Source organism: Fructilactobacillus sp. X2R6C1, assembly GCF_059901295.1.
The window spans coordinates 157992-170158 of sequence record NZ_JBWXUZ010000003.1 but is presented as its reverse complement, the minus strand read 5'-3'; the positions used below and the strand labels follow the sequence as shown (position 1 = coordinate 170158).

Annotated in this window: 12 protein-coding genes; 4 read left to right on the top strand and 8 right to left on the bottom strand. The window is 40.1% G+C overall.

Annotated elements, in window-relative coordinates:
• Positions 1–52 precede the first annotated feature (52 nt).
• The gene (locus AC6UDF_RS04735; protein WP_500693984.1) at positions 53–841 is read right to left on the bottom strand and encodes a hypothetical protein; all 789 of its coding nucleotides are present in this window, start codon (positions 839–841) and stop codon (positions 53–55) included.
• Positions 842–1013: 172 nt separating this feature from the next.
• Between AC6UDF_RS04735 and AC6UDF_RS04730 the strand changes: the two genes are divergently transcribed.
• Complete coding sequence (locus AC6UDF_RS04730) at positions 1014–1523, top strand: low molecular weight protein-tyrosine-phosphatase (protein WP_500693985.1); 510 nt, start codon at positions 1014–1016, stop codon at positions 1521–1523.
• Positions 1510–2745, top strand: coding sequence for a multidrug efflux MFS transporter (locus tag AC6UDF_RS04725; protein WP_500693986.1), 1236 nt, complete (start codon positions 1510–1512; stop codon positions 2743–2745). The genes AC6UDF_RS04730 and AC6UDF_RS04725 overlap by 14 nt, the downstream gene beginning before the upstream one ends.
• A 49-nt stretch (positions 2746–2794) precedes the next feature.
• Here the strand turns inward: AC6UDF_RS04725 and AC6UDF_RS04720 are convergent, their stop codons facing one another.
• From AC6UDF_RS04720 to AC6UDF_RS04700, 5 genes are all read right to left on the bottom strand, one after another.
• Positions 2795–3046: a type B 50S ribosomal protein L31 gene (locus AC6UDF_RS04720; protein WP_500693987.1), complete on the bottom strand. Its 252-nt coding sequence runs from the start codon at positions 3044–3046 to the stop codon at positions 2795–2797.
• Between the two features lie 110 nt (positions 3047–3156).
• Positions 3157–4431, bottom strand: a complete 1275-nt coding sequence (gene murA / locus AC6UDF_RS04715) for a UDP-N-acetylglucosamine 1-carboxyvinyltransferase (RefSeq protein WP_500693988.1) — start codon at positions 4429–4431, stop codon at positions 3157–3159.
• A gap of 112 nt (positions 4432–4543) precedes the next feature.
• Positions 4544–6163 (bottom strand): CTP synthase, encoded by a 1620-nt coding sequence (gene pyrG / locus AC6UDF_RS04710; protein WP_500695767.1) that lies wholly within the window; start codon positions 6161–6163, stop codon positions 4544–4546.
• A gap of 145 nt (positions 6164–6308) precedes the next feature.
• Positions 6309–6884 (bottom strand): DNA-directed RNA polymerase subunit delta, encoded by a 576-nt coding sequence (gene rpoE, locus AC6UDF_RS04705; RefSeq protein ID WP_500695768.1) that lies wholly within the window; start codon positions 6882–6884, stop codon positions 6309–6311.
• Between the two features lie 45 nt (positions 6885–6929).
• Positions 6930–7364 carry a YwiB family protein gene (locus AC6UDF_RS04700; RefSeq protein ID WP_500693991.1) on the bottom strand — a complete coding sequence of 145 codons (435 nt, stop codon included), beginning with the start codon at positions 7362–7364 and terminating at the stop codon, positions 6930–6932.
• A 127-nt stretch (positions 7365–7491) separates the two neighbouring features.
• Between AC6UDF_RS04700 and AC6UDF_RS04695 the strand changes: the two genes are divergently transcribed.
• Together AC6UDF_RS04695 and yidA are read left to right on the top strand one after the other, a co-directional pair.
• Positions 7492–8844 (top strand): HD domain-containing protein, encoded by a 1353-nt coding sequence (locus tag AC6UDF_RS04695; protein WP_500693992.1) that lies wholly within the window; start codon positions 7492–7494, stop codon positions 8842–8844.
• Position 8845: 1 nt separating this feature from the next.
• The gene (yidA, locus tag AC6UDF_RS04690; RefSeq protein ID WP_500693993.1) at positions 8846–9655 is read left to right on the top strand and encodes a sugar-phosphatase; all 810 of its coding nucleotides are present in this window, start codon (positions 8846–8848) and stop codon (positions 9653–9655) included.
• Between the two features lie 56 nt (positions 9656–9711).
• On the opposite strand, the gene AC6UDF_RS04685 is transcribed toward yidA, so the two are convergent.
• Positions 9712–10704, bottom strand: coding sequence for a ribose-phosphate diphosphokinase (locus AC6UDF_RS04685; RefSeq protein WP_500693994.1), 993 nt, complete (start codon positions 10702–10704; stop codon positions 9712–9714).
• Between the two features lie 79 nt (positions 10705–10783).
• Positions 10784–12163 carry a bifunctional UDP-N-acetylglucosamine diphosphorylase/glucosamine-1-phosphate N-acetyltransferase GlmU gene (gene glmU / locus AC6UDF_RS04680; RefSeq protein ID WP_500723940.1) on the bottom strand — a complete coding sequence of 460 codons (1380 nt, stop codon included), beginning with the start codon at positions 12161–12163 and terminating at the stop codon, positions 10784–10786.
• Between the last annotated feature and the right edge of the window lie 4 nt (positions 12164–12167).

The following is a 12167-nucleotide window of genomic DNA, read 5'->3' as shown; positions in this document are numbered from 1 at the left end:
ATGCATTTAAAGTATATCAGAAAAAAATCAATAAAAAAGCGACTCAGCTGGTTTAAACCAAATCGTTTAATTCTCCCTCATCATCAACGTCTCTTTGAAGTTCCCACGTTTTAGTGGAAATATCATAAGTAATTTGACCAACTTTAAAGGCTCCACTTTTCAACTGGTCATAAGAGTTCCAAATTACCTTTGGAGATCGTTTTTTGTGTCTCATTAAGGGAATCTCAAGCTTCGGTCTCTTCACAACTATCATATCATACGGAATAATAACTCCCGTAATTCCCAGTTTTAACAACTTGGTCATGGTACGTTCGTCGATATCCCTAAACGGCACTGACTTTACGAACATTCGTCTACTGTTCCACTGCTTTTTTAGATGCCGTTTAATGCAGACAGCTAAAATTTGATTAATGACACTAAAATGACGCATGTATACCTTTGTAAAGCCAGTGGATTCACCCAAAAACACAAATTGATTCTTCAATTTAACCGAAAATGGACTCGTTTGATTGAGTGGGATACCCATGTGACTCAAGTACAATAAATCTGCGATTTCATCCTCATTTAAAGAATCCAGATCCTCCCGGTTTCTAAAATCAACCCATTTCTTGGTACTAATTTTATTGTTAATCATGTACTCTCTAATTTCATTTTGACCGGTAATTAAATCAAATTTAGTGGACATATTGAAATCATTTGCGTAACGATAATCATCATTTAATAAAATAATATTTTGGGGATCGTTCTTAATTCCGTTTAAAAAATCCGACGGAAGAATTCCCCAACTGTAGGCAAAATTCTTAACTGGATTAACCTGAAAATACACTGTGTTAATTAACATATTTGTCTTGCTCCAATCCTTATTACCCCTTTCACCATAAAATAAGATTTTAATAACCATTTTTCCAACTCACGTCATTTTCTTACGTTATAATTAGCATTCATTTTTATATATATGAAGTTCAATTACTGTTAGTATAGTAATAACGATTTAAATTTCGGGAGTGTGGATTATGAAAAAAACTAACGTTTTATTTGTCTGCTTGGGGAACATATGTCGATCTCCCATGGCAGAAGCAATGTTTAAAAAAATGCTTATAAATAAAGGACTTTCAAATCATTATTCAGTAAGTTCAGCTGCCACCGAAAACGATGAGGCAGGTAGTCGTCCTCATCCTGGTGCTCAAAAAACCATGGACGCTCATCACTTGGATTATAGTGGGAAACAATCCCATCCAATCACCGCTTACGACATCGATAATGCTGATTACATTATTACCATGGATGACTACAATATCAGTGATCTTAAAAAGATGATTCCCAAAAGTCAATGGAATAAGCTTCATTTATGCATGGACATTGTTCCCGGTAAAAAGGGAGTCAACATCGTTGATCCTTGGTATACCCATCGATTTGAGGATACCTATCAAATGCTGGATCAATCTTTGCCCTTGTGGCTAAAGTACATGCAAGAACATCATAACAGCAAACAGGAAGGAAGCGAATCATTTGAATCAGAATAAAGCCCAAATCTCTGATCCGGTTCCTTCAGAAATATGGCACAAAAACCTAGTAGCACTATGGTTTGGGATGTTCATGAATGGATTAGGTTTTAGTGAAGTCATGCCTTTTCTCTCCCTGTTCATCGCTACCCTAGGCCACTATAATTCTAGTCAACTAAGTATCTATAGTGGGCTTGCTTTCTCAGCCTCTTTCATTGTTACCGCCGTCGTCTCCCCCATTTGGGGATCTTTGGCTGACAGATACGGACGAAAAGTGATGCTTTTACGAGCATCACTTGGAATGGCAATCTGTCTAATATTGATGGGCTTTGTTACTGCTGTTTGGCAGTTAATTGCCCTTCGATTTATTCAAGGAATCTTCTCTGGATACATGAGCAATGCCAACGCCTTACTTGCGACTCAGGTACCAAAGCGAGAAAGTGGGAAAGCCCTTGGAATTTTAACCACCGGTAACGTCTCAGGAACCCTTTTTGGTCCCTTCATTGGCGGAATTTTAGCTTCTGTCTTTAGTTATCGTCTTACCTTCTTCATTACTGGTGGTTTACTCATTTCCGTCTTTTTTGTCACGCTATTTTTCGTTAAAGAACACTTTAAACCGGTTGCAAAAGAAGATAACCTATCTACCAAACAGGTTATTTTCGAACTTTCAAACGTCAAACTGATTTTTGGAATGTTCTTGACCACCCTGATTATTCAAGCCTCTAATTTCTCCATTTCACCCATTCTGTCACTGTACGTAAAAGAAATCATGCACAATAGTCCTCAAGTCACCTTTTACAGTGGAATTGTTGCCGCAGTTCCGGGAATTGCCACGCTTTTTGCCGCCCCCAAACTGGGAGCATTAGGCGATCGAATCGGGACCTCCAAGATTATGCTAGGCGGTTTCATCTTTGCCATCTTGGTCTACATCCCCATGGCGTTTGTAACCAACGTCTGGGAATTAATGGGACTCAGATTTCTGATTGGAATCTCCAACGCCTGTATGTTACCTGCCGTTCAAACCATTTTAGCTAAAAACACCCCATCTAACGTTACTGGTCGGATTTTTAGCTGGAACCAGTCCATGCAAGCAGCTGGAAACTGTATCGGACCCATCATCGGCTCCATTGTTTCTTCTTTGTTTGATTACTCAAGTGTGTTCATTTCAACCGCAATCCTTGTCTTCATTAACTTCTTGTTAGTATTAAACGAAACCAGAAACGAACAGAAGACCGTAAACTAAATTTAGACAAAAAAAGAGCCAACTAGAAGTTGGCTCTTTTTATTTATTATTATTTGTCGGCAAGACCATATTTCTTGTTGAAACGATCGACCGCACCATCTGCTTGGTTGAACTTTTGCTTACCAGTGTAGAATGGATGTGAATCAGATGAAATTTCAACTCGGATTAATGGGTAAGTGTTGCCGTCGTCCATTTTGACGGTTTCATCAGAGGTTGCAGTTGAACCAGTAATGAACTTAAATCCAGTACTTGAATCTTGAAAAACAACTTGATGAAAATCTGGATGAATTCCTTTTTTCATAATATTTCGCTCCTTTTGCCCTAAACACAGTTCAGAGATTGATTATCGAATATAACATCAACCATAATAGCTTAACATTATTTTTTGACGTACGCAATAGGACCCAGGCGTTAGTCGTCCTGGTCAATCATCTGGACGTTAGCGTGTAGATTGGTTAATTTATTAGTAATATTATCATATCCGCGTAAAATATTGTCCGCATTTTCAATAACGGTCTTACCACTAGCCATCAGCCCAGCAATGACCAAGGATGCCCCAGCGCGAATCTCTCCGGCTTGAACGGTTGTCCCATGGAGGTTCTCACTCTTACTGATAATAATTGAATTATCAGTTGGATTGACCTTGATATTAGCCCCCATCTTCTGGAGCTGGGCAATGTGATTCTGACGTTCCGGATAAATCGTATCGTGAATCACACTATCCTCGTCTGCTTTAAACAGCATGGGGGTAATTGGTTGTTGTAAATCCGTCGCAAACCCTGGAAACGGTGCCGTTTTAATCTCGATACCATTTAATTTCCCAGTCTTTGGAACATAAATACTGTCTTCGCCAACTTCTAATTGAACGCCGGCTTCAATCAACTTAGCTGTGTAGGCTTGTAAATGCTCAGGAATTACGTTCTTAACGTTAATTCCCTTCCCAACAGCGGCGGCTAACGTCAAGTATGTCCCCGCTTCAATTCGATCAGGGATAATCGTATGCGTCGCCTTGGCCTGGAGATGATCAACGCCTTGAATCCTGATGACGTCGGTCCCAGCTCCTCTGATCTTAGCTCCCATACTATTCAAAAATGATGCAATATCAATAATTTCCGGTTCTTTAGCGGCATTACTAATGGTAGTAACCCCATCAGCCTTTACCGCTGCCAGAATCGTGTTGATCGTCGCTCCAACCGAAACCATGTCAAAGAAAATTGAAGCCCCATGAAGTCCATTTTCCGTTGCATTAATATCGACCGAATCATCACTTTCATTGACTTCTGCACCCAAGGCCTTAAAGGCGCGAATGTGCTGGTCAATTGGCCGTGGTCCGATATTGTCTCCACCAGGGAAACTAATCGTGGCACGATGAAACTTGCCAAGAAGCGCTCCCATAAAATAATAGGAAGCACGCAGACTTTTAATTGCTTTACCGGGCAATTCACCCTCAAGTATATTAGTTGGATCAATGTTTAAGACACCATCTGAAAAATCAGATGTTACGTTCATCGACTGGAGGATTAGCATGAGATTATGCACATCCAGGATATCGGGAACCATGTCAAGTTCCACTGGACTATCCGCCAAAATAGCAGCCGGTATCAAAGCGACCGTACTATTCTTAGCTCCGCCAACGGTAACGTCGCCATATAGAGGATGTCCTCCTGATATTTTTAGTATCGTCATAATTGGTAATCCTCACTTATATCATATCTTTTAATAATAATCATAGGAAAGTTTTCACCAAAACACAATACAAAATCAGAAATTATTTTATTAAGATTATAAAGAAGCCTGGTTACTTCTTGTGATTATGCATGTGTTCTTTGTCGGCAGCGGCGACAAACGCCTTGAATAATCCCTCGGGACGATTTGGACGTGATAAAAATTCGGGATGGTATTGTGCTGCAACGTAGAAGTGATTATCAGGAACTTCGACCACTTCAACCAAGTGATCATCTGGTGAGGTCCCAGAAATAACTAAGCCAGCATCTTCCAGGTCTTTTCTAAATTTATTATTGAATTCATAACGATGACGATGACGCTCTGAGATTTCCCTTTTGTTGTCGTATGCACCGGCGGCTTTACTCCCTGCTTTTAACTTAGTCTTATAAGCACCCAAGCGTTGAGTTCCACCAGCATCAGTAACATCATTTTGATCGGCCATGAGATCAATCACATTGTGCTTAGTCTGCGGATCAAATTCAGTTGAGTTGGCATCCTTATAACCCACAACGTCTCTAGCATATTCGATGGTAGCAATCTGCATTCCAAGGCAAACACCTAAATAAGGAACATCATTTTCTCTAGCATATCGAGCGGCTTGAATCATTCCTTCGACCCCTCGATTACCAAATCCACCAGGAACCAAGATTCCGTCCATTCCCTTTAACTTCTTAGAAACGTTGTCTCTGTTAATCGTACCCGCATCAACCATGTGAATGTTAACTTTATCGTCAGCAGCATAACCGGCATGTTTTAAAGCTTCATTGACGGACAAATAAGCATCGTTTAGATCAACATACTTACCAACAATGGCAATGTTAACCTCACCCTTGAGATTTCTGATGTGCTTCTCCATCTTCTTCCAGTCTTTCATGTCAGCCTCTGGAGCTTTAACGTTAAAGTGCTTTAAAATCTCATCGTCCATGTCCTGTTTTTGAAAACTAAGCGGGATTTGGTACAAGTTAGGAGCATCGATGGACTCGATGATATCCTTAACCGGAACATCACAGAACATGGCAATTTTTTTCTTCATCTCATCACTAACTGGCTTCTCAGCACGAAGAACCAACATATCGGGTTGAATGCCAATTCCCCTCAATTCTTTAACACTGTGCTGGGTTGGTTTGGTTTTCATTTCCTTTGCGGCGTGCAGGTACGGAACAAGCGTAACGTGAATATAAAAAGTATTCTCATCACCGACTTCATGTTTCATCTGACGGATGGCTTCCAAAAACGGTAGGGACTCGATGTCTCCAACCGTTCCACCAATTTCTGAAATAACGATATCAGCGTCCGTGCTTTGAGCGGCACTCATAATCTTTTGTTTAATCATTCCAGTAATGTGAGGGATGACCTGAACGGTTCTCCCAAGATAATCTCCGTGACGTTCTTTTCTTAAAACTTCTTCATAGATTTTACCGGTCGTAAAGTTAGAGTACTTGTTTAAATTGTTATCAATAAAACGTTCGTAATGACCTAAATCAAGATCAGTTTCAGCACCATCATCGGTAACAAAGACTTCTCCGTGTTGATAAGGATTCATTGTTCCCGGATCAATGTTGATATATGGATCAAATTTTTGGATCGTAACGTTAAAGCCACGATTCTTCAATAATCTTCCGATTGAAGCCGAAACAATTCCCTTTCCTAAGGAAGAAACTACTCCACCGGTTACAAAAATATACTTAGTCATGCTTAACTCCTCCATCAAATTTAGGTTACAACATAAAAAAAGCTCCCCATTCATTGAATAGGGAGCGGTTACTTATTCGAAATACTTCACATGTCTGTAAAGTGCCCAAATAGTATGTTAAGTGATTCTACATAATTAGTCAAGTTTAATCATTGTCGTCGTCATCATCTTTTTTATCGTCATCGTCATCTGGATTGACCTCTGAGAGGTCGCCTTCAACACCATCATCATCGTCAATGGCGTCATCATCAGTATCAGGATTTTCTTCATCAAGATCCTTATGATACTTATCCTTGTCGTCAGGGGTATCATCAAAATCATCCTGATCTTCTGGATCATCGTTATCATAGTCGATCACGTCATCATCGTCAGCTGCATCAGCCATAAAAGCATTCACCTTACGATGCTTTTTGGGAGTATTACCGTTGTCTTCTTCACCTTCATTGATGGTGGCTTCGTTAATGGATTCATATGGGTACCAAGTACGAAGACCCCAAACGTTATTGCCAAGGGAGATAAAACTCCCATCAACATTAAGGTCTGTGTAGAATTGAGGTAAACGATCACGAATTACTTGGTTGCTGTCCCCCAAGTATTTTTGTACTTCGTTGGTTAAATCAACGAATGACATGGTTTTACCAGCATCAGCTAAAATTGCATGAGCCACTTCAACCATTGATAATTCGCTTTTATCTTGCTTGTCTAATTCTTTAAGTTCCAATTCGACCACGCCTTTCTAGATTCCTAACAGACTAATAATACTAGTTTAACATTTAAATTGCAATTTGACTCGATAGTCGCCGACTTTCTGTCCGTCGGTGTACAATTCATAGTTAATCTCAATCATTTGCCATCCGTTTTTATCATCTCTAGATTGCTTAATGCTAGTGGTATGTGCCCCAATTTTTAGATTACCAAATGGCGTTCGGTACAAGTCTTCGATTGTTTCGTTCGGTTTAAAATGAAGTTCAAGATGATTTTTGCCAGCACGAGTTAACCGAATCGCATCTTTTCCAATCCGGTAGGTAACAGGAACGTCCGGTTGTCCGTCAACGTGTTCAACGTAACGTAAATAACGATAGCCGTTGAGCATAACTAGTTGCCCATTTTCTTTAAAATGATGGTGTTCGACGTTTTCGTCCTGTTTTATTTCGATTGCAATCTCAACTTGAACTTTTTCGATCTTTTCGTTTTCTGTCAAAAATATCACCTCACAAATTTGATTTTACGCCGTTAGCAATGGAAATGCACTAACTTTGAGTTTGTCATGACGTTTATTTTTATTTCAGTTATAATGAAGAGAGATTAGTATAAGTGGAGGTCTTTTATTGAAGTATTACAATCAACCATTGAAATATGACAAAGTTTTTCGTGACCCAGTTCTGGGTCACGTTTACGTTGAACACCAAGTGATTCTCGATCTCATTAATACGCCTGAATTTCAACGTCTAAGACGAATCAAGCAGTTAGGAACTACTTCATTAACCTTTCACGGAGCAGAACACACCCGATTTAGCCACTCTTTAGGAGTGTATGAAATTACTAGACGAATTTGTGATAATTTTAAGCGAAATTATCCGTCTAAAAAAGCGGGTGATGGCTTATGGGACGATTCAGAACGAATTGTGGCCCTGTGTGCCGCTCTACTTCACGACGTTGGTCATGGAGCTTATTCACATACGTTTGAACACATTTTTCACACCAATCACGAACAGATTACCCAGCAAATCATCACTTCAAACGAAACGGAAATTAACCACGTTTTAAGTGAGGTCGGTCCTGATTTTCCCGAACGCGTCGCCAGTGTCATTAACAAGACCTATGACAATCCGCAAGTCGTCCAAATGATTTCAAGTCAAGTTGATGCCGATCGGATGGACTACCTTCTAAGTGATTCATATTACACCGGAGCACAATACGGTAATTTTGATTTGGATCGGATTCTTCAGGTGATGCGTCCGTACTCTGGCGGGATTTGTTTTCGGGCAAGTGGTTTACACGCGATTGAGTACTACATTGTTTGTCGTTTTCAAATGTATCAACAAGTATACTTCCATCCCGTCTCACGTTCGATGGAGGTTATTTTAAGTCACCTACTGATGCGGGCGAAAGAATTAGCGTTACAACCTAAGAGCACCTTTAAACCTAGTCTTTTAATGCCAATCTTTTCTAATAACTACTCCCTAGATGATTATTTACAAATTGACGATGGGGTGCTTAACACCTACTTCGTCATGTGGCGAAAGTCGGAAGATCCGATTCTCTCTGACCTCGCCAAACGTTTCTTAAATCGGCGTCCCTTTAAATCCGCTAAATACAACGATCAGACGGAATTTTTAATCCCTAAGCTACAAAAGATCATTGAAAAAGCCGGATTTAATCCAAAGTACTACACTGCCACTGACAACAGTTTTGATCAGCCCTATGATGTCTACGATCCCAAAAGTAAACATCAAAACGCCCAGATTGAACTGATGGAAAATGATGGTAATTTGGTAGAACTCTCTCAAACTAGTGACCTAGTTCGTGCCATTACCGGAAAACTAATTGGTGACAAGCGTTTTTTCTTTCCACGTGAAATGCTTAAGCCAACAAAAAACGTTGAACTTTTTCAACCTTTATACGATGAATTTCAAAAATACATTGATAATGACAACCTTATAATTCCAAAGGAGAACTAACATGGATATCAAATTAATTGCCATCGATATCGACGGCACCTTATTAAACGAAAAAAATCAATTAGCAAAAGCAACCATCGAAGCTATTACTAAAGCCTGCAATCAAGGCATAAAAGTGGTTCTTTGTACTGGTCGCCCCATTACTGGCGTAAAGCCATACCTTGATAAGCTCGGAATTGACGGAGACGATGAATACGCCATCACTTATAATGGTGCCCTAGTCGAAACGGTTAGTGGCAAAGTGTTAATCAAAGAAACGGTTAAGTATGATGACTTTTTAGAAATTGAAATGATGTCACGAGAAATGGGAGTTCACTTCCAAATCGAAACGGTTGATTCCATTACCACTACCGATCGTGATATTAGTCCCTTTTCCGTTGAAGAAAGCCATCTTGTTTCGATGCCCATCAAATATCGAACTCCTGGTGAAATCACTCGTGACGTCAACATTTACAAACTGATGTACGTTGATTATCCGGACAAGATCACCAAAGCAAAGGGCAATCTACCAAAATCAATTTACGACCGAATGAGTGTCGTTCAGAGTTCACCGGTCTTTCTTGAGTTTATGAACTCAAATTCAAGTAAAGGCAATGCCTTACGGGATCTTTCCGAAAAGCTTGGTTTAAAGCCAGATAACGTCATGGCCATTGGCGATCAGGGGAATGATATTTCGATGATCAAGTTTGCGGGACTGGGAGTGTCCATGGGTAACGGAATCGATGAAGTTAAAAAGAACGCCCAATTTGTTACCAAACCTAATTCAGAAGATGGGGTAGCATACGCCATCAATAAGTACGTTAATCAATAACAAACGAGCGCAAAAAAATAATCTTAGCATTTTAAGCTAAGATTATTTTTTATCCATTACTTTTTTTCATCATCCTTACCATAGTCAAACCGATGACTAAACAGCGGACTAACGGGACGATTTTCGTTAATTCTAGTAATTGCGTCTCCAATTAATGGTGCAACTGAAATTTGTTTGATCTTGTCAATTTTTTTATAATCGGGTAACTGAATGGAATCAGTCACAACCAGTTTCTTAATTGGCGAAGCTTCGATTCTTTCGGTTGCTGGCCCTGATAAGACGGGATGGGTACAACATGCATAAACTTCTGAAGCACCAGCATCCATTAAGGCTTGCGCACCTTTCGTAATGGTTCCAGCTGTATCAATCATATCGTCAATCATAATACAACGCTTCCCCTTTACATCCCCAATGATGTTCATAACTTGAGCAACGTTGGCTTTTGGGCGACGCTTATCAATAATAGCAATTGGAGCCTTTAAAAACTCAGCCATGGCACGAGCTCGACTCACCCCACCATGATCAGGTGAAACAACTACCGCGTCTTTTGCGAGTCCGTTCTTGATGAAGTAATCAGCAAGGAGCGGTGCCCCCATCAAATGATCAACGGGAACATCAAAGAATCCTTGAATTTGAGCAGCATGTAAATCAAGGGCTACCAAACGTGTGATTCCATCTTTTTCCAGCATGTCTGCCACTAACTTAGCGGTAATTGGTTCACGACTTCGTGCTTTTCGATCTTGTCTAGCGTAACCATAGTATGGAATAACCACGTTAATGGTTTTGGCACTTGCTCTTCTTAAAGCATCGATCATGATTAATAATTCCATTAAATTATCATTAACGGGATCAGAAGTTGATTGGATAATATAAACGTTATCGCCACGAATGCTTTCTTCAATATTAATTTGAATCTCACCATCGCTAAAGCGACTGACGGAAGCTTTTCCCAAGGGAACTCCCACTCGTTTAGCAATCTTTTCTGCAAGCGGACGATTTGAATTTAAAGAAAAAATCTTTAATTTTGGATCAGCATACTTTTCAGCCATTATAACCCCCACATTTTTTTCCTACCTAATCAATTCCATTATATTATTTTCAGAAAACAATTTCACTATTTAGCTCAAATTAATTAGCGCCTTTAAAGGGAAGTTTTTTATAATAACCCGGCTTGTTAGTCTGGCGCTCTCTAGCAATTCCCATGTCATACTGATCCATGTCGTCGGTAATGGTCGAACCAGCCGCAATAAAGGTATGATCAGCGATGTGGACTGGGGCGATCAAGTTGGAATTACTTCCAATAAAAGAATCATCACCAACCGTTGTGGTGTGCTTATGAGCTCCATCGTAATTCGCAAAAATCACTCCGCAACCAATATTAATGTGTTTACCAAGTTTAGCATTGCCAACGTAAGTCAGATGACCCATCTTGGTTCCCTCACCAATGGTGGCACTTTTGACCTCACAGAAGTTGCCAATGTGGACGTCCTTCTCAATCTTAGCACCCGGTCTTAAATGACTATCTGGTCCGATATCAGAACCCGGCATCATCTCAGAATCTTCAATTACCGAAGAGAAGACCTTAACGTTATCATGAATTTTACTGCCAGAAATTTTAGAGTGGGCACCAATGATACAGTTACTACCGATTTCCGTCCCATTTTGAAGTTGAACTCCTGGTTCAATAATGGTATCCTGACCAATTTTAATGTCACTATCAATATAGGTATCATCGGGATTAACAATCGTAACACCATTTTGCATGTGCTGACGATTAATCCGGGATTGCATAATTTGAGTGGCACGGGCCTGAGCGACCCGATCATTTACACCCATCGATTCATTAAAGTTCGCCATCTTGTAGGCAGCAATTGTGTGACCCTCATTTTTTAAGACTTCAATGGCATCAGTTAAATAATATTCACCCTGAGCGTTATCGTTATTAATCTTGTGCAAAGCCTCAAATAACGAATGATTATCAAACACGTAAACCCCAGTGTTAATCTCATGAATGCCCTGCTCTTCCGGCGTAGCATCCTTTTGCTCCACGATCTTTTCTACAATCCCAATGTCATTTCTAACAATCCGGCCATAACCAGTCGGATCAGGAGCTTTAGACGTCAAAATGGTCGCGGTGGCCTTTTTTTGTTCGTGATACTCAAAGAGTTGCTTAAGAGTAGAGGAGGTAAATAATGGAGTATCACCACTAATAACTAACGTCTCACCATCTGAGTTCTTTAAAAGTCCTTCAGCTCGTGCAACGGCATCGCCAGTCCCAAGTTGTTTATCTTGGACGACGTACTCACAACGATTGCCAAGTTCGTTTTCTACATCTTCAGCACCGTAACCAACAATCGTGATGATGTTATCCATATCTAACTTGGATACTTGCGTCAAAACATGGTCAACCATTGATTTCCCACAAATTCGGTGGAGAACTTTATATAACTTGGACTTCATCCGGGTGCCCTTACCAGCCGCTAAAATAATCGTATTCTTTGAACTCATTTTT